Consider the following 23,208-nt stretch of genomic DNA (forward strand, 5'->3'; position numbering starts at 1 on the left):
TATAATAAAAGGAGGACAACAAAGTGGCACATGATCGAATAATTGCATTAGATAGTCCGATGAACTTTCGCGATGTTGGTGGCTATCAAAGCGTAACTGGTCAGACAGTTAAATGGAATAAAATTTATCGTTCAGATTCACTCAGCTCTTTAACAGCAAGGGATCAAGTTAAATTAGCTAAGTTACGCGTCACTGTCGATTGTGACTTGCGTTCTGAATATGAAAAGTCCTCTTCACCTGATATGTCATGGCCCGATGTGAAATATGTTGATTTGCCGGTATATTCTGACAATATCAATGATGTGCAAAATAACCGCTCAATCTACCGCTTTTTGCATCATATTCCAGATATGCATAATAATTTTATTGGTCGGATTTATCAACAAACTCTGCTAAGTTCCCACAGCCAGGAAATGTTTGCCCGCGTTTTTGCGGAACTGTTGGAATTGCCAGAAGATGAAGCACTAGTTTACCATTGCAGTGCAGGTAAGGATAGAACAGGAATGGTATCTGCCTTGATCTTAATGGCATTAGGCGTAGACGATGATACTATTGCTCGTGATTATTTGTTGACCAATGAACTTTATGATTTTGCAGTTTCACGGCAATTACCAAGTAATGATGAAATTACGCAAATGGTTTCCAAAATGAACGTCACCAAAGGCGAAGGCATAGCAATTCGTGGCATTACGGAAACTATTCGTGGCGGTTGGGGCGGTTTTCCTACCTTTTTTAAAAAAGTATTGGGCTTTAATGATGATGACTTGGCTCAGCTAAAACGAATGTACTTAGATTAGAGGCGGATCGTAATGGTAACCTTGCTTGATGTTGCTAAAAAGGCTAATGTTTCAAAGATGACAGTTTCTCGTGTAATTAATCATCCCGAACAGGTAACAGAGGAATTGCGTAAATTGGTTGAGCAGGCGATGGATGAACTTGATTATCATCCTAATTATGTTGCCCAGGCTTTGGTAAATAAGCGTACAAATGTGGTTAAATTTGTCACGCTAGAGGATGTTGATACGACAGAGCCATATTATATGAACCTGTTATTTGGCATTGCACGTGGGTTATCAAAAAAGCAATATGCCATCCAGCTAGTTACAGACAGAAATAAAATAGAGGATGGCAACTTTGACGGCTACCTGATTACTGGTGCCCGCTCCAGTGATTATGCTTTATTTGACAGCCTTAAAAAACCCTTTATTTTATTTGGCGAAAATCATCATGGCTATGATTATGTGGACAATAATAATCAGTATGGTGGAGAATTGGCGACAAAATATGCACTTTCGCGGTTATACCAAAACGTTATTTTCATTGGCATTGATGTCAGAGAGCCATTTGAGTATTCGCGTGAAACGGGTTACGTTAATACATTACAGAAGCATAAAAAGGTCCCTCAAATCTATCGTATTGCCAATCACAGTCACGCTGCGCAAGAAGTAATCAAAAATAATTTCCACAAGTTTTCTAAAGATACTTGTTTTATCTGTGCCAGCGATCGCATTGCTACAGGAGTGGTCAGACAATTGCAGGATGAAAAGGCTAAAGTTCCGGCTGATTTTGGTGTGATTGGGTACGATGGCGTTTTTCTGGATCAGGTTTCCAACTTGAAGTTAACTACCGTTAAACAGCCGATTTTTAAAATGGGTGAACTATTGGCCAACATGCTCTTACGCAAAATTGATCAAAAAGGGTCACCTCAAGGAGAGGCACTAATTAAGCCTTCCTTAGTTAAAAGAGAATCAACCAGGTAAATATTAAGTACAAATAGAAATACACATAATAATCGAATATCAGGCCGATTACTATGTGCTTTTTTAATGGTTAAAACTGCTATCAAAAAGGCTAGTCAGTGAGAATTGAAACGATATAATTGAACTCACAAAAAATGCCAAAACAATTAAAAAAGTTTTGACATTAATTATTTAAAAATAATATGACCCCCAAATTTGTCCTAAATTTGGGGGTCACATTTTCTGGGAAAAACTAGATTGTTTTCTCTATTATTCAGGTTTGTAATCAGGATCGATAATCAAAACAGGCTTGATTGTTTTACCAGAAACTGAATCAGCATTAGCCTGATTAATATCTTCAAATTGATAAAACTTTTCAGTCTTATCAAACGGAAACTTTCCTAATTGATAAAACTCAAGTAATCTTGGTATGTCAACTTGTGGAATGGCATCACCCATGTTAACGCCAACTACTTTTCTGTCATCTACACAAAGATCGTTCCAAGTAGAAATGGTCAAATTCTGAGCTGTTACGGCAATAGCTGCGCAAGTGCCACCCTGTGCCAAGGCATCGACAGCATTTTTAATAACGCCAGAAACACCAGTAGTATCAACTGTCCAGTCAACACCATATCCGCCAGTTAATTCCTTGATCTTGGCAACTGGGTCTTCTTCTTTACTGTTGATTGTATGTGTGGCACCTAATTCTTTAGCTAATTCAAGCCGCTCTGGAACAACATCAACTGCTATTACTTTGGTGCAGCCACTAATTACGCCGGCCATCATTGCAGCTAATCCTACTGCGCCTGTACCAAAGACAGCAATGGTATCGCCTGGTCTAGCTTTAAGAGTGTTGAAGACAGTACCGGAACCGGTAACGTAGCCACAGCCAAGTGGGCCAACTTTGCGCAAGTCGATGCTATCATCAATTTTTACCGCGTTTCTCTGATCAACCACAGTAGTGGTAGTGAATGATGATTGGTTAAACATATCACAAATTCTGTGGCCGTCTTTTTGGAAATGATCATCACCATCTGCGCGGACGCCAGAAAGATTATAGTCACTATAATGACGGCATTGGGTAGGGATACCTTTTAAACAATTATCACAAATACCATCAGCGTAGAAAGATAAAATTACGTGATCGCCTACACTGAAGTTTTTAACCTGGTCACCAACTTTTTCAACAATACCAGAACCCTCATGTCCTAGAATTACCGGGTAGCCAACACTTGAATCACCTTTGCGCAAGGCTTCATCTGAGTGGCAGATTCCGCTTGCTACCATATGAATTTGCAAGTCAGTTGGTCCTACTTCGTGCAAATCAATATTGTCTTCGATCTCAAACGGATCGCCCATTTTATTAACAACAGCAGCTTTTATTTTCATAAAAAAAATCCTCCTTACTTGTTAGCGATTTCAAGATTATTGTGAACCCGTACATATAAAAATGCAATAGTTTTTTGAAGAAAAATATGCCTGAATATAACGCACTACACTAATTTATGCTGAACTAATAAGTTTTTTTCTGATAGCGGTAACATTGCTATTACCATTGCCTCTCACCAGGCTTCTCCGCTAAACTTTAAGTGGAGGTATAAATTTATGACGCACTGGTATGAGCATGCAATAATTTACCAAATTTATCCCAAGTCTTTTCAAGACAGTAATGATGATGGTATTGGTGATTTAAATGGAATTAGGCAGAGATTACCATATTTACAGCAGCTGGGTATTAATACTATTTGGCTAAATCCTGTTTTTGTTTCCCCGCAAGTTGATAACGGCTATGATGTGGCAGATTACTTTAAAATCGATCCACGAATGGGAACGATGGCAGACATGAAAGCTCTAATTGCTGCTTGTCACCAAGTAGGGATTCATATACTTTTAGATTTTGTTTTAAACCATACTTCTGATCAAAATGAGTGGTTTCAAAAGGCCAAAAGTGATCCTCATAGTCAATACCGCGACTACTATATTTTTGCAGGTGCAAATAATAAGCGTCCGAATAACTGGGGCAGCTTTTTCGGTGGCAGTGTTTGGGAACCGGATCCGGCAGGTACGGGCCAATTTTATTTCCATTTATTTGACAAGCACATGCCTGATTTGAACTGGCGTAATCCCAAAGTAAGACAAGAAATGCTCAAAATTGCGGAATTTTGGCTGGCTCAAGGAATAGATGGCTTGCGCCTTGACGCTTTTATTCATATTGCCAAGGCAGATTTACGGCAAAGTTTTCCGGTAAAGAAAATAGCAAATGGAGATGACCAAACGATAGTTGCTGAACCCTTTTTTGCTAATTTGCCCCAAGTTCAGAAATGGCTGCGCCCATTTTGTGAGCAAATAAAAAAGGATTATCCTGAAGCTTTACTTTTGGGGGAAGCTGCCAGCGCTAATGTTAACTTAGCAGCGGACTATACGGCAAAAGATCACCACCTTTTAGACAGTGTTGTTACTTTTCGTTATTTTAAGGATGATCAGCGTCACATTGATCCTAACTTGCCTGCAGATTTTCAGCCTAAAGGACTTGACTGGGATGCTTTTAAAAAGACGCAGGTTATTTGGCAGCAAACTCTGGCGCAGGTTTCTCAACCTACATTATATTGGAGCAATCACGACATGCCGCGACTGGCTACCAGAATAGCGCAGACTGAAACACAGGCACGCAGCTTAGCAATGCTAATGTATTTGCAACGAGGAATCCCCATTATCTATTATGGCGAAGAATTGGGCTTAAAAAACCTGCTTTTTACTGCTGAAGAAGAGTTTAATGATCAAGAGGTAGAACGCTTTATCACGAAAGCTGCAGATTGGGGCTTAACAAAAGCAGAAGCATTGAAAATGGTCAGTCAAGCGCACAAAATGCCGGCGAGAGGGCCGATGCCCTGGACGGCTAAAAAGCCAAATTATGGTTTTTCAAAAGTGAGACCATGGCTTAAAGGTCAAAGTCAAAATGACGCTAATGTTCAGGCTGAACTGGATGATCCTGACAGTATGTTTAACTTCTACAGACATCTGATTAGTTTGAAAAAAACGGCTTTGTTTCAATCAGGCAGTTTTTACTTGTTAGCAACTGCTAATGACAGCTACGTTTACCAGCGGGATTTAGCAAATGATAGTGCAATCGTGGCTGTTTCACTAAGTAGTCAAAAATTAAAAATTAAAGTACCTAGTGAATATAGGAAAGTCATGTTAACTGCCGGACAGCATTATTTGAATAAGAATGAATTGATTTTGATGCCGTATTCTGGCGTAGTTTTAAGTAAATAATGGAGGAAAAAATGCAATTAGCAGCCCTGAAACATAGAACAGAAAGCGAAGACTGTTTTGTCATTAGTCAGCATCACGTACGGATTAGGTTCCACAGTGCCAAAAATGATGTTAAAAAAGTAATAGTTCATTATACTGATAATTATCTTGATACCAAGACTGATAAAACCATGGCAATGACTAAAGCGGGACAAGGGCAGGTAACTGATTATTGGGTAGCAACTTTGAATGCTCCTTATCGCCGCCTTAAATATACTTTTGAAGTCATTGGCCAGGATAACAGCCATAAAATTGTTGGAGACCGCGGGATCAAAGATTTTACTGCAGCAAATTTAGCAGCTGACAGCAGCTACTTCAAATTACCTTACTTGCATGAAATTGATCAATCCAAAACCCCTGACTGGGTTAAAAATACTGTCTGGTATCAGATCTTTCCTGAGCGTTTCGCAAATGGTGATAAAAATAATGATCCTCAAGGCACAAAACCGTGGGATCCGCAAGATCATCCCGGACGAGAAGACTTTTACGGGGGCGACCTACAGGGTATTATTGACCATCTAGACTATTTAAAGGAGTTAGGCGTTAACGGATTATACCTGTGTCCAGTTTTTAAAGCCAGTTCCAATCATAAGTATGACACGATAGACTATCTGCAGATTGACCCTGATTTTGGTGACAAGGATTTATTTGCCAAATTTGTGAGTGAAGCTCATAAAAGGGGAATGAAAGTAATGCTGGACGCTGTCTTTAATCATTTAGGCGGACAATCAATGCAGTGGCAGGATGTAGTAGAAAATGGTGCTGAGTCGCGATTTGCATCCTGGTTTCATATTAATCATTTTCCAGTTAAACCATATCAAGGACCTGAGGCAGGCGGTCCAAATTATGATACCTTTGCTTTTGAGGGACAAATGCCCAAATTGAATACTGCCAATCCTGCAGTCCAAGATTTTCTGCTGGAAATTGCAACTTACTGGGTAAAATATTTTGATATTGATGCCTGGAGGCTGGATGTTGCTAACGAAGTAGACCATCATTTTTGGCGAAAATTTCATGATGCGGTTACTGCAATTAAGCCGGACTTCTATATTGTAGGTGAAATTTGGCATAGTGCACGGCCTTGGCTCAATGGTGACGAGTTTTCTGCAGTAATGAATTACCCGTATACTTTGCAGATTGAGGAGCATTTTCTACACAAAACCAAGACAGCTCAGGAACTGGTTGCGGCTCTGACTGATCAATTAATGATGTACCGCGACTGCACGAATCAGGCAATGATGAATATGCTTGATTCTCATGATACCGCCCGTTTACTGACGCTTGCAGGTGAAAATAAAGCGCTGGCTTTGCAAACCCTGACTTTTATGTTCATGCAGACTGGCAGTCCGTGCATTTATTACGGTACTGAAATGGGAATGACGGGAGGAGAAGATCCCGATTGCCGCAAGCCAATGGACTGGCAAAAAAAGGGCACGCCTTTTTGGGATGAAGTGCAAAAGCTGATTGCTTTTAGAAATAACCATGCTGCTACTATAGGTAATGGCACAATCAGTCTAAGTGTTACGTCTACTGGTTTAATCCAAGTTAAGCGAATTGGTGCAGAAAAGATCACTGCTCTTTTTAATACAACTCCTGATAAGATTGCCGTTACCACAAACGGCCAGGTGGTACTGAGTCAGAATTTTGCAGATGGACAACTTGCTGAGCACGGGTTTGTCATTGAACTTGCAAATTAATTTTAAAGAGTCTGAGAGAAATTATTTCTTCCCAGACTTTTTTTAAACATGATTCTGATACCGTTAACAGCGATTTTGCTATTGTCAAATACTCCATTTTTGCGAATAATGAAAGCGTAAACAAAAAACCTCACCAAAGAGGGAGAGAAAGTAAATGAAACGAATTTTTGAGGTTGACCCATGGAAAGTTGCTACGCACAAGTTTTCCCCAGTAGATAAAAGGCTGCAGGAAAGCATTACTGCGATTGGCAATGACTATATGGGGATGCGCGGTAATTTTGAAGAGGGATATTCTGGAGATCAACTGCAGGGTACGTATTTAGCAGGTGTCTGGTTTCCTGATAAAACGCGAGTAGGCTGGTGGAAAAACGGCTATCCTAAATATTTTGGCAAAACCATTAATGCCCCCAGCTTTATTGGAATTGGTATTACAGTTAATAATGAAAAAATTGACTTAGCCAAGATTAAATTTGAAGACTTTTATTTTGAATTAGATATGCACCAAGGCTTGCTTAGCCGCAGTTTTATTTATGAAGGTGCGGATACTAAAGTTAAGTTTGAATTTCAGCGTTTTTTACATATCAAGCTAAAAGAAGCAGCTTTAATTACTGTTAAAGCTACTGTACTTACAGGTCAAGCACAAATTGAGTTTAACTCAACGCTTGACGGCACAGTTACTAATGAAGATAGTAACTATAATGAGCATTTTTGGCTTAGCTGTAATGAGAATGCTGCAAAGCGTTCCATTCAAGTTATAACCAAGCCTAATCCTTACGATGTGCCTCAGTTTACGGTTTTGTTAAAAGCAGGCCTAAGAAATAATAATCATGTTGTTGAGGGCGCTGTTAAAACGGCAACTGCAAAATTAAGTGAAAAATTGGCAGTTACTCTAAATGCTGGTGAAAGTTACACTTTAGAAAAAGATGTGATTGTAATTACCAGTCGTGATGTAGCACCAGAAAAGCAAAGTGATCGTGCGGATGAGTTGATGCAACAATTGCAGTCAAAAAGCTTTGCAGAAAATTTAGCTGATCATACTGCGGTTTGGCAAAAGCGTTGGACTAAAAGTGATGTAGTTATTACCGGCAATGATGAAGCGCAACAAGGTATTCGCTTTAACATTTTACAGTTATTCATGACGTATTATGGTGAAGACAAGAGACTTAATATCGGTCCTAAAGGCTTTACTGGTGAAAAGTACGGTGGAGCTACATATTGGGACACAGAGGCTTTCATCTTTCCGATGTATCTTTGTATCACTAAGCCGAATGTCACGCGGGCATTATTACAATACAGACATGATCAACTTGATGGTGCCTATTATAATGCTAAGCAGCAGGGCTTGGCCGGAGCACTTTTCCCGATGGTAACCTTTAACGGAATTGAATGCCATAACGAGTGGGAAATTACTTTTGAAGAAATACACCGTAATGAGGACATTCCATTTGCAATCAAACGGTATACTAGTTATACGGGAGACGAATCATACGTTAAGAACGAAGGAATGGATGTCCTAGTAGGCACTGCCAGATTTTGGGCTGATCGGGTTCATTATTCCAAGTGGCGGCAAAAATATGTTATTCACGGAGTAACAGGACCTGATGAGTACGACAATAACGTTAATAATAATTGGTTTACCAATATTATGGCGCAATGGGTATTGCAATATACATTAGAGAGACTGCCACTTGCGGATAAGGCTGCCCAAGAACGGTTAAACGTAACTAAAGAAGAACAGGCAAAATGGCAAGATATTATTGAAAATATTTACTTGCCTGAAGATAAAGAACGCGGCATTTTCTTGCAGCAAGATGACTTCTTGGATAAAGATATTAGACCAGCTACGGAAATTCCGCTTGACCAAAGACCAATAAATCAGCATTGGTCTTGGGATAAAATTTTACGGTCACCTTTCATCAAGCAGGCTGATGTATTGCAGGGTATTTATTATTTGGATGACAGGTTTACCAAAGAACAAAAAGAGCGTAACTTTGCATTTTATGAGCCGTTGACGGTACATGAAAGTTCTCTTTCCGCCTGTATTCATTCAATTTTGGCCGCGGAATTAGGGCGTAAAAAGCAGTCAGTAGAATTTTATGAACGCACGGCCCGCTTAGATCTCGATAACTACAATAATGATACGGATGACGGCCTGCACATTACTTCAATGAGCGGCTCATGGCTGGCAATAGTCCAGGGATTTGCCGGCATGCGGTATGGTCACAATCAATTGAGATTTAATCCTTTTGTGCCAGACAATTGGACCGGTTATAGTTTCAAAAGTAATTATCGTGGCCGCTTAATTCAGGTAGAAGTGACACAGCAAGAAACATGTATTACGTTAATTAGCGGAAAGGAACTAACGATTTTAGTTAAAGAGCAAAAGGTTACTTTAAAAGAGGGTGAACAAAATTGCTTAAAGGCCTGATTTTTGATTTAGATGGTGTCCTGACTGATTCAGCTAAATTTCACCTGACAGCGTGGAATAATTTAGCTCAAGAACTGGGTATTAAATTAACCAGTGCGCAGTTAGATTCTCTGCGGGGAATATCACGGATGGACTCTCTTGATTTAATTTTGAAGTATGGCAAGCGGGAAAATAAGTACACCAAGACCCAAAAAGAAGAATTTGCGGCAGAAAAAAATGAAAAGTTTTTAGAGCAGGTTGAAACTATGACGCCAGCTGATATTTTGCCCGGAATTACAGAATTATTAGCAGATGCCAAAAAAGCAGGTTTGAAAATGTGTATTGCTTCTGCTTCTAAAAATGCCCCTAAAATCTTAAGTAAGCTAGGTATTGCTGATCAGTTTGATCAAATTGTTAATCCCGCTTTGCTGAAACGTGGTAAGCCGGATCCGGAAATTTATCAAAAAGCACAGCAGTTGCTAAAGCTGCATAATGATGAAGTGATTAGCTTTGAAGATGCGGCTGCCGGTGTTGCGGCAATTAAAGCTGCGCAGCAATTTGCAGTGGGAATTGGAGATAAACAAATACTTAAAGGAGCTGATTATATCGTTAAATCTACAAAGGAATTAAAGCTGGATAAAATTGTGGCTGTATTTAAGAAAAATAATAAGAAGGTAGGTTAAAGATATGGTTGAAGTTGACTTAAACCATATGTGTAAAAAGTATGAAGGCAATGATCACTATTCAGTGAAAGACTTTGATTTACACATTAAAGATAAAGAGTTCATTGTTTTTGTCGGCCCCTCAGGCTGTGGTAAATCAACTACTTTAAGAATGATTGCGGGATTAGAGGATATTAGCAAAGGTACTCTTGAAATTGATCATAAGGTAATGAATGATGTGGCACCTAAAGACCGCCATATTGCCATGGTTTTCCAGAACTACGCGCTTTATCCGCACATGTCAATCTACGATAACATGGCATTCGGCTTGAAACTGCGTCATTATCATAAAGATGAGATTGATAAAAGAGTACAAAATGCTGCCAAGATTCTTAATTTGCGTGAATATTTGGATAAAAAGCCGGCAGAGCTTTCTGGTGGTCAAAGGCAAAGAGTCGCTCTGGGACGGGCAATTGTGCGGGATGCACCTATCTTCTTGATGGATGAGCCCCTGTCAAACTTGGATGCGAAACTGCGTGTTTCTATGCGGGCAGAGATTGCCAAACTGCACCAAAACTTAGGTACAACTACAATTTACGTTACTCATGATCAGACTGAAGCTATGACTTTGGCTGATCGGGTAGTGGTAATGTCAGTTGGTAAAATTGAGCAGATTGGGACACCGCAGGAAGTATATAACCATCCGGTTAACCAATTTGTCGCCGGCTTTATTGGATCACCGCAAATGAATTTCTTTAATGTCCACTATCATGATGGTCAAGTCTCTGATGGCAAGGGCCTTAATCTGGGAATACCAGAAGGTAAGTCAAAATTGCTTAATGAGCAGGGCTATAATGACCGCGACTTGATACTGGGCATTCGGCCAGAGGATATTCACGCAGAAGAGGCCTTTCTAGAAACTTGGCCTGATGCGATGGTCGAATCTGAAGTCGTTGTTTCTGAACTCTTGGGAGCTACTATTCAGCTTTACCAAAGAGTGGATGAAACTGAGTTTGTTGCTAACATCAATGCCCGGGATGTTTATCAACCAGGGCAAAAAGTCAAGATGGGCTTTGATTTGAACAAAGCACACTTTTTTGACAAGGATACGACCTTGGCGGTAGTTAATTAGGGAATAAAATCAGTGACTTTAGTTGTCATTGATATAAAAACATGTTGTTTTATATTAGGAGGTAAATAACATGAGTATTTGGAAGAAAGTAGCTTTAGGAAGTACAGCAGTTTTAGCTGCAATGTCACTTGCAGCATGTTCTAATGGTAAATCAGATTCTTCATCAAGCAGCAGCAGTAATCAAAATACCAAGCTGACTTTATGGGTTGATACTAACCAGGTATCATACTACAAGAAAATTGCCAGTGATTTTACTAAATCACATAAGAACATTTCAGTGCGTGTTACGCAAAATCCAACCGGATCAGCTAATGCTAAAACTGATGTGGGCAAGGACCCTTCAAAAGCAGCCGATGTTTTTGAAGCACCAAATGATCAATTAGGTCAACTGGCAGATTCTGGTTATATTAACCCGCTGTCACCAAAAGATAGTAACAATATTAAATCTAATTACATTGACGTTGCGGCTAAAGGTGTAACCTGGAAAGGCAAGATCTATGCTTATCCTTATGCACAACAGGCACAAACAATTTATTACAACAAGTCTAAATTGTCAGCAAGCGATGTAAAAGACTGGAAGACTTTAACTTCAAAGGGAGTTGTGGCAACAGACTTTACTAACGCTTATGTTATGTGGCCGGTATTCTTCTCTGCTGGTACAAAGCTTTATGGTGACAGTGGTGAAGATTTGAAGGGCTCAACCTTTAATTCTGCTAAAGGTGTTAACGCATTGAAGTGGTTTGCAGAGCAAAAGAATAACAAGGGCGTAATGCAGACCTCTAATGCTTTGAACCAATTGAAGAAGGGCAACGCTCAAGCCATCTTGGATGGTCCTTGGAACGCGGCTAACATTAAGAAGATTTTAGGTAAGAACTTTGCTGTTGCTAAGTACCCAATGATTGATGTTGGTGGCAAGAATGTGCAAATGCAGGCCTTTTTGGGAATCGAAGGGTTCGCTGTTAATGCTCATACCAAGAGTCCTAAGGCTGCATCACAATTAGCAGCATTTATTACAGATAAAAAGTCACAATTAATTGCTCACAAAGAAGCTGGTCAAATTCCTGTTCTTAAGGAAGCAGTTAATGATTCAGTAATTAAGAACGATCCAGTTGCTGATGCGGTAATTGAAATGTCTAAACCTGGCAATTCAGTCTTGATGCCGAAATTACCACAAATGTCTGTCTTCTGGAACGATGTTCCTCCTCTAATCAATGGTGCATATGATGGTAAAGTTAAACCTGATCAATATAAAGCACAACTTGATAAATTAGCTAAGCACTCATCAAAGAAATAGTTAATTAAAACACTTAAAGGTTGGACAAGTAGTGCCCAACCTTTTTGTTCAAGAAGAGGAAGAATTATGTTTAGAAAGAAAAAACATGCGGCACCTGAGGCAACCTTTAAGGAAGTATGGTCTAAAGGCAATATTGCTACCAAATTATCATTCTTTTTTATGGGTTCCAATGCTTTGGCAAATAAGCAATGGGTAAAAGGTATAGCATTATTGCTGGCAGAAGTGGCCTTTATTGCTTGGTTTGTTTTTAGTGGCATATCCGCAATTAGTATGTTGTCAAGTTTGGGACCAATAAAAAATAAAAAGGTTGTTTATGATAACGCACAAGGCGTTTATATTACCAAGCAGCCTTCAAACTCCGTTTTGATTCTTTTGTTTGGATTACTGGCAATTATTATTTGTATTGCAATGGTTTACTTATACATTGTCAATCTGCGCTCTACCAGAAAAAATTATGTGCTCCAGCGGGATGGCAAACACATTTTAACCAATAAAGAAGAACTGGCAAACTTGTTTGATTCTCGTTTGCATGATACTCTGATGACTTTTCCAATCATCGGTATTCTCTGTTTTACCATTTTGCCAACAATCTTTATGATTTCAATGGCATTTACCAACTATAACCGGCAACACCCAATTGCCTTTTCTTGGACAGGATTTCAAGCTTTTGGCAATGTCCTTAGTGGTGACCTCTCAGGCACGTTCTTCCCAGTTTTGGGCTGGACACTCGTCTGGGCGGTAGCCGCTACGGCCACAACATTCTTTTTTGGAGTTTTGCTTGCCTTGTTGATTGAATCTAAAGGAATAAAACATAAAGGTTTCTGGCGGACAATCTTTGTGATTGTCTGGGCAGTACCTCAGTTTGTTTCTTTATTAATGATGGCTCAGTTCTTAGACTATCAGGGCGCGCTCAACAATATCTTAATGAATATCGGCTGGATTTCTCATCCGTTACATTTTATTGACAGTCAAGCCTCACCTTTGGTAGCACGAATAACTGTTATTATTGTTAATATGTGGATCGGTATCCCGGTTTCAATGCTGGTTTCAACTGCGATTATTCAAAATTTGCCAACAGATCAAATTGAAGCCGCAAAAATTGATGGTGCTAATGCTTTACAAGTATTTAAATCAATTACTTTTCCACAAATATTATTTGTGATGGCACCTTCTCTTATTCAACAGTTTATTGGTAATATTAATAACTTTAACGTGATCTTCCTGTTAACTGGAGGAGCACCAATGAATAACAAGTATAATGGTGCGGGTTCTACCGACCTGTTGGTAACGTGGCTGTACAACTTAACCTTTGGTCAGGAGCAGCGCTACAATGCGTCAGCGGTCTTGGGTATCCTCATCTTTATTATTAGTGCGGTATTTTCATTAATTGCATACCGTCATACCAATGCTTTTAAGGAGGGCTAAAAATGAAATCATATCAAAATCAAAAACGCCTTTCACTCATTTTTCGTTACCTATTATTGATTATCCTGGCTGTAGCTTGGATTTTACCAATTATCTGGATAATATTAGCCAGTTTTTCCTATAATGATACGGGATTTGTTTCAACTTTTTGGCCTGACAAATTCACTTTTGACAACTACATTGGTATTTTTACTAATTCGCAGTATCCACTAGTCAGCTGGATTATTAACACCTTGATCGTTTCTATACTTTCAATGATCATTTCTACTTTTTTAACGATTTCGGTTGCTTATGTTTTATCACGGTTACGCTTTTCGTTTAGAAAGCCGTTCATGCAGATTGCACTGGTCTTAGGAATGTTTCCTGGATTTATGTCAATGATTGCTCTTTATTACATTTTAAAGGGCTTAAACATGTTGAACCTTGGTGGCCTGCTACTGGTGTATGTCGGTGGAGCCGGACTGGGATTCTACGTTGCTAAAGGCTTCTTTGACACGGTACCATTTTCAATAGATGAAGCTGCTGAAATTGATGGGGCCACTAAATGGCAAATCTTCATGCACGTTGATTTGCCATTAGCTAAGCCTATGATAGTTTACACTGCTTTAACAGCCTTTATTGGTCCGTGGACTGACTTTATTTTCTCGGGAATTATTTTGTCAACCTCTGGCAATCCTAAAACATACACAATTGCGTACGGACTTTATAACATGGTGCACAACACTAAGGGCAATGCTACCGCGTACTTTGCGGAGTTTGTTGCTGGTTGTGTGATTATCGCTATTCCAATCACGATCTTATTCGTCTTCATGCAGAAGTTTTACGTCAACGGTATTACGGCTGGCGCAGAAAAGGGATAGGACTTAGTAAGAAAAATGCGGCTCACAAGAGTCGCATTTTTTTGTTACTCAAAATTTTCATATAAAAACAGAACAATAAAAAAGGTTTGCTTCCAACCTATTGCATCAGAACCAAGCCTTGTATGTCATATATAAACTAGTTTATATTGTCTTGTCATAAATGCTTAAAGCTTTTTGCTTTTGTTCATCTGACATTGGAGAAGATGGTGTTAAAGCTACAACGTTATTCGGAATTCCTCTTTGATCGAGAATATATTTGAATAAAGTCATAAATGGGTTAACTATATTTAATAGTTCAGAAGCTTCAGCAATTGTCTTTTGTTCTTTTGCTACTTGCTCATCATTACCGGCCTCATAGTTTCTTAACAAGTCAACACAAACATGACTGTAGAGGTTAGATAATCCGCCTACTACACCTTGACCGCCAGCTTTAACTACATCAATTACATTACCGTCATAACCAGTGTAAACTCTAAATTCAGGGTACTTTGCATTTACAACTTTGATAGTGTTGAGAGTGTGGTTAACGTCGCCAACAGTATCTTTAATTCCGACAATATTGGAATTGTCTTTTAATAAAGTTAAGAGAATGTCAGCGTTAACATCATAACCAGTTCTGTCAGGATAATTGTAGATTATAATATCACCTTTAATAGCTTTAGCCATCTTATTATAGAAGGTAATAATACCAGCTCTATCACAAGACATGTAATATGGTCCTACCAGCAAAATGCCATCTGCACCAAGTTCCAGAGCTTTGTTAGCAAATTTAATAGTTAATTGATCATCCATACGATTGGCACCGACTAGAACTTTAGTCTGGTGGTCAATATACTTAATTGCATCTTCTACTAAAGATTGACAAACTTCAAAGGTTTGAGCATAGAATTCTCCACAACTGCCTAAAAGAGCAATTTCTGAAATTCCATCTTCAATCAGGCGGTCATACAGCTTATGCATAGCATCAAAATCTACAGTACTTTCATCTTTTAAAATGGTCAAAATAGGGCAAATATATTCTTTCTTCATCTTTCTGTCTCCATTTCTGTATAATAATTTTAATTTCCAATTTTAACTAATATTTAGCCGAAAAACATAAAGGCCACAACTTCATTGATAATAGACACAATCCACATTGTTGGCACCCCATATTTTAGGAAACTCTTAGTATCAACTTTCATATAATCAAGTCCCCAAATGTTCCAAGACTGTGTAACGTCAGTAGACACTGCAAGTAAACTTGGAATCAGTAACAGTGGTAGTAAAAAATAATCACTGAATAAATGGGTACCTGAAAGAACTGCAGCAGTAGCCGCACCAGCTCCCCAAACGTGTAGAGGACCTCTAAATAGTGCTAACGGAGCTAATACTCCGAATATCAGCGCTAATATTAAGTGACCATGAGGCAAAATTGCACTGAATAGGGGCTTAAAATGAACTGCGTCAATTTTGGCGGCTCCTGTAAACATTGTCAGTGCCATTAAGAACATGATTAAACCAGCAATATCTGATATAGCTTTTTTGACAGTATCATTAATGAAATCTACTAATTTCTTATAGTTATTCATTTTTTTCGTCAAAAGCATGGCTAATATTGCAGCTAAAGTAAGTGACGGTACAGCATCCCACTTAAAAAGCATATTCATTGCGACTGGGACAATTGGTACTATATAAGCAATTTTTGAAATTTTTGGTCTCTGATCACTGTTATCAATTTTGGCACCAATAACTGCGAGATTTTCTTGTGCTTTTGCAGGGTCGATTTTTTTGCGATTTAAGACTAGCAGAAGTATTACGAATGCCAGTTGGATAATCGCTGCTATCCAAGCGAATTTCAGATATTTATTATCATAGGTAACGGATGGAAAGAAAGGCTTTATTTGATTAAATAAAACCACATTAATGTACATTGGCGCACCGATAGCTAAACAAAAAGTTGTTAAAGCCAAGTCGCGCGGAATACCTACTGATAGCATAATCGGTAATAAAATTACCCCGATAGCTATAACTGAGCCAACTCCGTATGCACTGATAAAAATAAACGAAGTAACCAATAAAACTAAAATTGCCGATAATAAAGGCTTCTTTTTACCAATCCTATTTGTTTCTTCAGAAATAGAAGAAGCTATGCCACTTTCAACGAGCACTCGGCCAAACCATGAACCAAAGATGATATAAATAATTGTTGGTCCATAACCAAGAACTGGTTCAGTGAATATTTTCTTGATAGCTGTGTCAAAGGGAACAAGTCCAATGATAGCCCACAAGATAGCCATCACAAATAGGCCAATTGTTAAATTGCCGCCCTTTAGTATGAAATAAATAAAAAGGAAAAAGCTGATTAATAGTAAAATCGGAATTATATATGAAACCATAATTTTTCTTCCCTAACTAGCTTAAAAACAGATCTAAATTGATAGTATAAAACTACAAATAAACCGAATAAGTAATTTAGTCAAAGACTTAACTATTTCACTATCTTTTTTATTTGCAATAAATATATTTTTTAGGTAAGCGCTTACCTATGTTTAATTCTGATACATTGGGAAGAAAAAAGCAATACTTTTGGGAAAGTTTTTTGCTGATCACATACACATATACCTTAAAACAATGCTTTAATAGAAACTAAGATGGGTAATTTTATTGGCAAAATAAAGAGTTTTTATGATGTTGAATTACCTAATCTTGAGACTTTGACTGAAAATATTTAATTATAAAAGAGAGTTTACAGATAACATTTTAAGCAAAAAATCTTTTTGGGTTTAGAATAAAATAAAAAGAGGCTATACTTATGGGGAAGATCAAAATTATTCAAGGCGACATAACTAAATTAACGGTAGATGCAATTGTTAATGCCGCAAACAAGTCTTTATTAGGTGGCTTGGGCGTTGATGGTGCAATACATCAGGCAGCTGGACCACAGCTGCTAGCCGAGTGCAAACAGCTTCATGGCTGTGAAACAGGCCAGGCTAAGATTACCAAAGGGTATCAGCTGCCTGCCAAGTTCGTCATTCATACTGTGGGACCAATTTATTCAGGTTCTAAACAAGATAATGAGTTATTAAGGGACTGTTATATAAATTCGTTAGATTTGGCTAAAGATCATAATCTGCATAGCATTGCTTTTCCGGCAATTTCTACTGGGGCTTACGGTTTTCCAGCTGTACCAGCTGCCCATATTGCTTTTGCAGCCGTGCAGAATTGGCTTACGGAATATTCCGACTATCAAATGGAAGTTATTATGTGTGCCTTTGATGTCAAAACGGCAGAGTTATACCGAGCAGAACTTAAAAAATAAGCTTGAGTAAAGATTAAAAAGGTTATTTTCAATTGTTTTTCGAAAATTAATCTTACTAATGTTGAGCTATCCTTTTAATTAATAAATCTTATTTTGGTAATTTAGTCACAATAATACCCCCAAATTTAGGACAAATTTGGGGGTATTTTCGCACAAATAAAGCTTTTATTATTTATTTTACAATCACGGCAAAGGCTTCATATGGCCTTAAGTTAATGTTGTTAAGTGATTGCGGTGCATTATAGTTACTAATTAAAACTTGATCAATTTCATCTGGTGCAGAAAACTGTTCGGCACTACCAGTCAAATTGGCAACGACTAACCAGCGCTTACCAGCAAGTTCACGATAATATGCCAAGACATTAGAGCTTGCAGGAACAGGAATAAAGCTGCCATTAGTGATAATTTCGTTTTCATGACGTAATTTAATGAGTTTTTGATAGGTATAAAAAATTGATTGTGGGTCCGCCAAAGCAGCTTGAACGTTAATATCGTGATAATTAGGATTAAGTGCCAACCAAGGCTTACCAGTAGTAAAGCCAGCAGCTTTAGCCGTTGACCATTGCATCGGCCTGCGGGCATTGTCGCGTCCTTTAGCATTGATTGACCTGATAAGTTCTTCTTTGGTATAACCTTGCTTGATTCGCTCATTATACATATTGATACTTTCGAGGTCTTCAATTTCTGAAATATCTTTGACCGGGCAGTTAGTCATACCAATTTCTTCACCATTATAAATATATGGTGTACCACGCATTAAATGTAAGGCAATGGCAAACATTTTGGCAGATTGTACGCGGTATTTACCATCATCACCCCAACGTGAAATGACACGGGGAATGTCATGATTTTCCCAAAACAAACTGTTCCAACCATGGTTATAATCTATTTGTGTCTGCCATTTAAGCAAGACTTCTTTAAGATCACTAGCTTTAAACGGCTTGAGATCCCACTTTGACTTTCCCGGTTGTTTATCAATATTTTGATCTTCAAACTGAAAAATCATAGAGAGTTCATGCCGAGCGGGATCTGAATATTTGCGGGCGCTGTCAAGGTCGGCACTCCAAGTCTCGCCAACAGTGACTACGTCGCGGTTAGCTAAAACTGCCTGGTTCATTTCCTGAATATAATGATGAAGTTGTGGACCATTTTCGCGAATTTTGCGATCAGGTTCCTTGCCAATCAGTTCAATTACGTCCATCCGGAAGCCGCCAATGCCTTTATCAAGCCAGAAGTTCATCATGTCGTATATTTTGTGCCGTAATTGCGGATTTTGCCAATTCAAATCTGGTTGTTGCGGGGCAAAAAAGTGTAAGTAATACTGGCCCGTTTGATCATCAAATTGCCAGGCAGAACCTGAAAAGTCAGATTTTAAGTCATTTGGTTCATGGCCAGCAACAGGATCACGCCAGATATAAAAGTCCCGGTAAGGATTATCTTTACTTTTGCGTGCTTCAATAAACCACTGGTGTTGATCAGAAGTATGATTAACAACTAAATCCATGATGATCCGAATGCCGCGTTTTTTAGCCTCACTAATCAACTTATCCATGTCTTGCATAGTGCCATATTGCGGATCAATTGCTTCATAATCAGCAATATCATACCCATTATCGACGCCGGGAGATTGATAAATTGGCGAAAGCCAAATTGCATCGATCCCCAATTTTTGCAAATAATCCAAGTGACTAATAATGCCGGGTAGGTCTCCGATACCATCCCGGTTGCTATCTTGGAAGGACTTGGAATAAATTTGATAAATTACTGCATTTTTCCACCAAGGTGTCATATTAACTCTCCTTTGCAATCGCTAACATTATCTGTTAATTATAACACTGCAGAATAATGAGAATTAATGTTACCGGTATCTAATTAAAGTCCTAAATCTGAGCGTAATTGCAGCGCTTCTTCATCATTGTCCAGCTGCAATAGAGCATCTTTTAAGCATAACATTGGCTTACTGTCATGATCTGGTGTTGTTTGTGCGTGAGCCAAAGAACTAAGAATGGCTTCATTAACTATATCAACTGTAATCCTAAAGTAGCGGTCAATTTTGTCATCAGTAATTGCCTGAATTGTGCTTAATTCGTGGTCAGGGAAATGACTTACACGGTTGGCGGTAGAAAAGGCTAGGGTAACTTCACCGCTGCCATTACCACTAAAGGAGCCAGTGCGTGTAATGCCAATACCAAGACCGAAATTGGACATGACTAGCGCGCCCATTGTAAAGGTTTTACCGTCAATCTCGACTTGCCTTGATGCAGAGCCAATACCACCTTTGAGTTCATAGCAGCGCATACCTGTACCGCCACCAACGCCTCCTTCAGCGAAATCAGTTGTAGCAGCTGCAAAAGCATCGTTAACGTCATCTTCAGTGACACCCAAATCGCGAATATGATTAATTGAGCTGTCATTACATTCCATAATGATTGGATTAACGCTGCCAGTTGAAAGGCCAATTTCAGGGTTTTCGGCCAGCATTCTTTTAACCAAAGCTGTCGAGGCAGTGCCCACGCTGAGAGTATTTGTTAACACCAGAGGCGTTTCGATTGTCCCCAGTTCGTTAATTTGAATTAGACCTGTACTTTTGTCAAAACCGTTAATCACATGTGTAGCAGCTGGCATTTTTTCCCGAAAAATGTTATCTGGGCAAGGGTTGATTACAGTGACACCGGTTCTGAGTCTATCAGTTACAATTGTCTTATGGCCAACTGTAACTCCGGCAACATCTGTAATTAAGTTTTTTGGTCCAGGCTTAGTATCGCTAAGCGCAAATAAAAGTGGTTTGTTAAGTCCCATTTTTACTCCTTTTGTTTTTTAGAAATTTTCTTCTCTTATTTAAACGGTTCGTTAATTTTTATGCAAGACAAAAACAACTCTACAAAGACAATCTGACGCAAGAGTAGGTAGTAAATAAAGCATAGCGCACAGCTTTTTGCTATACCAATTTCCACAATCTGCTAGCTAGGATCGGATTGACAGAAAACAAGGCAAAGAAAAAGAATCAAACAGTTTATTAACGGTTTGATTCTTTTCGTTTAATCTTTTTCAACTGGTTTTGACAGAGAGTCAGAACTTTTCTATTTAATTATTTTTAAATTGCTAAAAATTAGCTTTTTTAATATAACGGTTCTTACCAACAATATAGTATAACTTATGATTAATTTTAATAGCGCCACCATATGTTGTTATCGTATATTTCTTTTTCAGTACCTTGCGACCCAAGCGTTTAGCTTTCTTAGTGTAGAGATAAGCATTATGCTTCAATTTACGGGTTACCCCAGTTATATTAACTGCTTTGATAAAGTCATTATTGCCTAAATCATAGTATTTTTTGCCTTGAATTAGCTTAGTACTATAAGTTTTGACCGTTTCGCCAGCAAAATACTCACCCTTTTTACGGACGCCATTTTCATCATAAACATATGAATTGTGGAAAACAGTTCTTGTAACAGAACTTAAACCAGTAGCATTTTTAGTGTAAATGTAAGTAACGTCTTGATTTTGATCATTGTAAAAGCCGGTAGCATTCTCAGGCCTGGTTTTTAGCGTATAGCCAGCAATTTCTACAAGAGAGGTAATATAGCCATCGCCGACATTACCCTGTAATACCGTATCGGGTGCAAGTTTATTGCCTCTTTCATCTTGATAATGAACAATCACATTCGCGGCTTTGATTGGGGTTGAAACGGCTGGAGTAGAAGGGACGGATACGGGAACAGCGGAATAAATAAACTTGACACTTTGCGGCTGATCAGTGAAAAAGCCAGTAGCGTTAGCGGGAATTTCCTTGATAACGTAACCTGGAATTGTTTTAGGTGTCAATTTATAGCTGTTACCGATTTTACCATTTAAACTTGTTTCATCCGCAATAGACTTGCCGTCAGTATCTAAATAAAAAGCCTTAATAGCTGCACCCGGACGGATATACGTGTCATCAATTCTTTGGGACGCTAAATCATTGGAATTCAATTTCTGGGTTGCTTGTGGTGCGTCTTCAGTGCCATTGCCAACACTAACCCATGTTCCTGGAGTATCAAGATATGACTCGTTAATATGGGTACTTTTACCCAGTTTAAAGGTGTTCAATTTAGTAAGTCCATTTAACATATAACCCTTGTCAATACCGGGATCTATGACGAAACTGCTGAGATCAAGTTCTTTTAAGTTACTACAATCTGTAAACATGTACCTCATGTCAATGGTATCAGATGTATCAAGATTTTTTAGACCGGTAATTTTAGTTAAATTAGGTAAGCCCCTGAACATTTCTGCAGCCGAATTAACTTTTAATTGACCAGTAAACTTCACTTCCTGAATATCATCTTTGTTAATGCCATTAATATAGGCCATAGATCCGGATTGAGTAACACTGCCGCCGGGAACAGTAACTACATGGTTGCTATAAGTGACATCGAGGGCTTCCCCACTTAAAAGTATCAAGACTTGGATTAGGGGTTGAATCTTGAAATTGAGGCGTCTCTGGAGTGTTAACTTTTGGTTGATCGTTTGTGGTAGATTTAGGGGAAGCAACTTTATTGTTAGCAGAATTTTTACCAGCAACAGTTTGCTTGGTAAGGGATGAAGGCACTGTCTCATCAGCTTTGACTGTTTTAGGGGTCATGGATAATAAGCTTAAGCTGGCAGCAATGCTAAAGTACATTAATGAAGTTTCTGCTTGCTTAGAATTCTTTTTCTTACTCATGTTACTATTCCTTCTTCAGCAATAAAATAAATGTATATATGATTAATATTTATCTTATACTTTATTATAGGTATTATACATCCTTTTAGTTTATTAACATAATTTATACACTTTTATTTGAAAAGAACAAATAGTTAATTTGGCTTGCTTACTCACTAAGAGTTATTATTCCAAGCAAAAAGAAACCCGATTAGCAGCGACACCTACTAATTGGGTTTCTTTATTTATAAAAAGTATTTTTTATTATCTAAAGTTAGCTTTCTTTACATATTGGTTTTTACCTACAATATAGTACGACTTATGATGTATCCTGATAGCGTCTCCATAAGTCTTAACCAAGTGTGCATTCTTTAGGACTTTTTGTCCATAGCGTATACATTTTCTAGTGTAAATATAAGTGTTATGTTTTAGTTTAGCCTATGGCTGCTTCCAGAAACTTTATTAGTTTTGACAAGCTTATGATTACCCAAGTTATAGTATTCTCTACCTTGAATATAGGTCTTACCGTGAGTTGTAATGCTCGTGCCACTATAATATTTACCTGTTTTACGACTTCCATTGTGACCATAAAGATATGAATTATGATAGATAGTAATTTAAAACATTCTTTATTAATTAAAACTTAGCTAGTCTTTTTTGCGACCAAACCAGGCTGCACCTAAGGCGGTAGCCAAAGC

Annotated in this window: 19 protein-coding genes and 1 pseudogene; 11 read left to right on the forward strand and 9 right to left on the reverse strand. The window is 38.4% G+C overall.

Features of this window, described 5'->3' with window-relative positions:
- The first annotated feature begins 23 nt into the window (after positions 1-23).
- Positions 24-797, forward strand: a complete 774-nt coding sequence (locus tag Q0K80_RS03810) for a tyrosine-protein phosphatase (RefSeq protein WP_294603375.1) — start codon at positions 24-26, stop codon at positions 795-797.
- A gap of 12 nt (positions 798-809) precedes the next feature.
- Positions 810-1,760, forward strand: a complete 951-nt coding sequence (locus Q0K80_RS03815) for a LacI family DNA-binding transcriptional regulator (protein ID WP_294603378.1) — start codon at positions 810-812, stop codon at positions 1,758-1,760.
- 249 nt (positions 1,761-2,009) lie between these two features.
- Here Q0K80_RS03815 and Q0K80_RS03820 read toward each other — a convergent pair whose 3' ends face one another.
- Positions 2,010-3,128, reverse strand: coding sequence for an NAD(P)-dependent alcohol dehydrogenase (locus Q0K80_RS03820; protein ID WP_294603380.1), 1,119 nt, complete (start codon positions 3,126-3,128; stop codon positions 2,010-2,012).
- A gap of 216 nt (positions 3,129-3,344) precedes the next feature.
- Between Q0K80_RS03820 and Q0K80_RS03825 the strand changes: the two genes are divergently transcribed.
- From Q0K80_RS03825 to Q0K80_RS03860, 8 genes are all read left to right on the forward strand, one after another.
- Positions 3,345-5,012: an alpha-glucosidase gene (locus Q0K80_RS03825; RefSeq protein WP_294603383.1), complete on the forward strand. Its 1,668-nt coding sequence runs from the start codon at positions 3,345-3,347 to the stop codon at positions 5,010-5,012.
- 11 nt (positions 5,013-5,023) lie between these two features.
- Complete coding sequence (locus Q0K80_RS03830) at positions 5,024-6,748, forward strand: glycoside hydrolase family 13 protein (RefSeq protein ID WP_294603386.1); 1,725 nt, start codon at positions 5,024-5,026, stop codon at positions 6,746-6,748.
- Between the two features lie 154 nt (positions 6,749-6,902).
- Positions 6,903-9,176 (forward strand): glycoside hydrolase family 65 protein, encoded by a 2,274-nt coding sequence (locus Q0K80_RS03835; RefSeq protein WP_294603388.1) that lies wholly within the window; start codon positions 6,903-6,905, stop codon positions 9,174-9,176.
- Positions 9,161-9,838: a beta-phosphoglucomutase gene (gene pgmB / locus Q0K80_RS03840; protein WP_294603391.1), complete on the forward strand. Its 678-nt coding sequence runs from the start codon at positions 9,161-9,163 to the stop codon at positions 9,836-9,838. The genes Q0K80_RS03835 and pgmB overlap by 16 nt, the downstream gene beginning before the upstream one ends.
- Before the next feature lie 4 nt (positions 9,839-9,842).
- Positions 9,843-10,949, forward strand: coding sequence for a sn-glycerol-3-phosphate ABC transporter ATP-binding protein UgpC (gene ugpC, locus Q0K80_RS03845; protein WP_294603394.1), 1,107 nt, complete (start codon positions 9,843-9,845; stop codon positions 10,947-10,949).
- Between the two features lie 70 nt (positions 10,950-11,019).
- Complete coding sequence (locus Q0K80_RS03850) at positions 11,020-12,243, forward strand: extracellular solute-binding protein (protein ID WP_294603396.1); 1,224 nt, start codon at positions 11,020-11,022, stop codon at positions 12,241-12,243.
- 66 nt (positions 12,244-12,309) lie between these two features.
- On the forward strand, positions 12,310-13,668 hold the full coding sequence (locus tag Q0K80_RS03855; RefSeq protein ID WP_174794679.1) for a sugar ABC transporter permease: 1,359 nt from the start codon (positions 12,310-12,312) through the stop codon (positions 13,666-13,668).
- A gap of 2 nt (positions 13,669-13,670) precedes the next feature.
- Entirely contained in the window at positions 13,671-14,528 is an 858-nt protein-coding gene (locus tag Q0K80_RS03860; RefSeq protein WP_294603401.1) for a sugar ABC transporter permease, read from the forward strand.
- A 141-nt stretch (positions 14,529-14,669) separates the two neighbouring features.
- Here the strand turns inward: Q0K80_RS03860 and Q0K80_RS03865 are convergent, their stop codons facing one another.
- On the reverse strand, positions 14,670-15,557 hold the full coding sequence (locus Q0K80_RS03865; protein WP_294603404.1) for a dihydrodipicolinate synthase family protein: 888 nt from the start codon (positions 15,555-15,557) through the stop codon (positions 14,670-14,672).
- Positions 15,558-15,610: 53 nt separating this feature from the next.
- On the reverse strand, positions 15,611-16,903 hold the full coding sequence (locus Q0K80_RS03870) for a gluconate:proton symporter (protein WP_294603406.1): 1,293 nt from the start codon (positions 16,901-16,903) through the stop codon (positions 15,611-15,613).
- A gap of 416 nt (positions 16,904-17,319) precedes the next feature.
- Here Q0K80_RS03870 and Q0K80_RS03875 point away from each other — a divergent pair, with 416 nt between their 5' ends.
- Positions 17,320-17,826 carry an O-acetyl-ADP-ribose deacetylase gene (locus Q0K80_RS03875; RefSeq protein WP_294603409.1) on the forward strand — a complete coding sequence of 169 codons (507 nt, stop codon included), beginning with the start codon at positions 17,320-17,322 and terminating at the stop codon, positions 17,824-17,826.
- 172 nt (positions 17,827-17,998) lie between these two features.
- Here the strand turns inward: Q0K80_RS03875 and Q0K80_RS03880 are convergent, their stop codons facing one another.
- The 6 genes and pseudogenes from Q0K80_RS03880 to Q0K80_RS10370 form a co-directional block, all read right to left on the reverse strand.
- A complete protein-coding gene (locus Q0K80_RS03880) occupies positions 17,999-19,615 on the reverse strand; it encodes an alpha-glucosidase (protein ID WP_294603412.1) in 1,617 nt (538 codons plus the stop codon).
- Between the two features lie 83 nt (positions 19,616-19,698).
- On the reverse strand, positions 19,699-20,625 hold the full coding sequence (locus tag Q0K80_RS03885; RefSeq protein ID WP_294603415.1) for a P1 family peptidase: 927 nt from the start codon (positions 20,623-20,625) through the stop codon (positions 19,699-19,701).
- Between the two features lie 303 nt (positions 20,626-20,928).
- Complete coding sequence (locus tag Q0K80_RS03890; protein WP_294603417.1) at positions 20,929-22,179, reverse strand: MucBP domain-containing protein; 1,251 nt, start codon at positions 22,177-22,179, stop codon at positions 20,929-20,931.
- A gap of 49 nt (positions 22,180-22,228) precedes the next feature.
- The gene (locus Q0K80_RS03895) at positions 22,229-22,531 is read right to left on the reverse strand and encodes a hypothetical protein (RefSeq protein WP_294603419.1); all 303 of its coding nucleotides are present in this window, start codon (positions 22,529-22,531) and stop codon (positions 22,229-22,231) included.
- 243 nt (positions 22,532-22,774) lie between these two features.
- Positions 22,775-22,933 (reverse strand): annotated as a pseudogene (locus Q0K80_RS10365) (SLAP domain-containing protein); the annotation flags it as partial.
- Between the two features lie 5 nt (positions 22,934-22,938).
- Entirely contained in the window at positions 22,939-23,127 is a 189-nt protein-coding gene (locus Q0K80_RS10370; RefSeq protein ID WP_365935014.1) for an SLAP domain-containing protein, read from the reverse strand.
- Positions 23,128-23,208: the final 81 nt, after the last annotated feature.

This window comes from uncultured Lactobacillus sp. (assembly GCF_945290125.1).
GTDB lineage: Bacteria > Bacillota > Bacilli > Lactobacillales > Lactobacillaceae > Lactobacillus > Lactobacillus rizhaonensis.

Coding starts and splice junctions, on each gene's coding strand:
- Q0K80_RS03815 (WP_294603378.1), top strand. CDS start 810: ATGGTAACCTTGCTTGATGTTGCTAAAAAGGCTAATGTTTCAAAGATG.
- Q0K80_RS03820 (WP_294603380.1), bottom strand. CDS start 3,128: ATGAAAATAAAAGCTGCTGTTGTTAATAAAATGGGCGATCCGTTTGAG.
- Q0K80_RS03825 (WP_294603383.1), top strand. CDS start 3,345: ATGACGCACTGGTATGAGCATGCAATAATTTACCAAATTTATCCCAAG.
- Q0K80_RS03830 (WP_294603386.1), top strand. CDS start 5,024: ATGCAATTAGCAGCCCTGAAACATAGAACAGAAAGCGAAGACTGTTTT.
- Q0K80_RS03835 (WP_294603388.1), top strand. CDS start 6,903: ATGAAACGAATTTTTGAGGTTGACCCATGGAAAGTTGCTACGCACAAG.
- ugpC (WP_294603394.1), top strand. CDS start 9,843: ATGGTTGAAGTTGACTTAAACCATATGTGTAAAAAGTATGAAGGCAAT.
- Q0K80_RS03850 (WP_294603396.1), top strand. CDS start 11,020: ATGAGTATTTGGAAGAAAGTAGCTTTAGGAAGTACAGCAGTTTTAGCT.
- Q0K80_RS03855 (WP_174794679.1), top strand. CDS start 12,310: ATGTTTAGAAAGAAAAAACATGCGGCACCTGAGGCAACCTTTAAGGAA.
- Q0K80_RS03860 (WP_294603401.1), top strand. CDS start 13,671: ATGAAATCATATCAAAATCAAAAACGCCTTTCACTCATTTTTCGTTAC.
- Q0K80_RS03865 (WP_294603404.1), bottom strand. CDS start 15,557: ATGAAGAAAGAATATATTTGCCCTATTTTGACCATTTTAAAAGATGAA.
- Q0K80_RS03870 (WP_294603406.1), bottom strand. CDS start 16,903: ATGGTTTCATATATAATTCCGATTTTACTATTAATCAGCTTTTTCCTT.
- Q0K80_RS03875 (WP_294603409.1), top strand. CDS start 17,320: ATGGGGAAGATCAAAATTATTCAAGGCGACATAACTAAATTAACGGTA.
- Q0K80_RS03880 (WP_294603412.1), bottom strand. CDS start 19,615: ATGACACCTTGGTGGAAAAATGCAGTAATTTATCAAATTTATTCCAAG.
- Q0K80_RS03885 (WP_294603415.1), bottom strand. CDS start 20,625: ATGGGACTTAACAAACCACTTTTATTTGCGCTTAGCGATACTAAGCCT.
- Q0K80_RS03890 (WP_294603417.1), bottom strand. CDS start 22,179: ATGGCCTATATTAATGGCATTAACAAAGATGATATTCAGGAAGTGAAG.
- Q0K80_RS03895 (WP_294603419.1), bottom strand. CDS start 22,531: ATGAGTAAGAAAAAGAATTCTAAGCAAGCAGAAACTTCATTAATGTAC.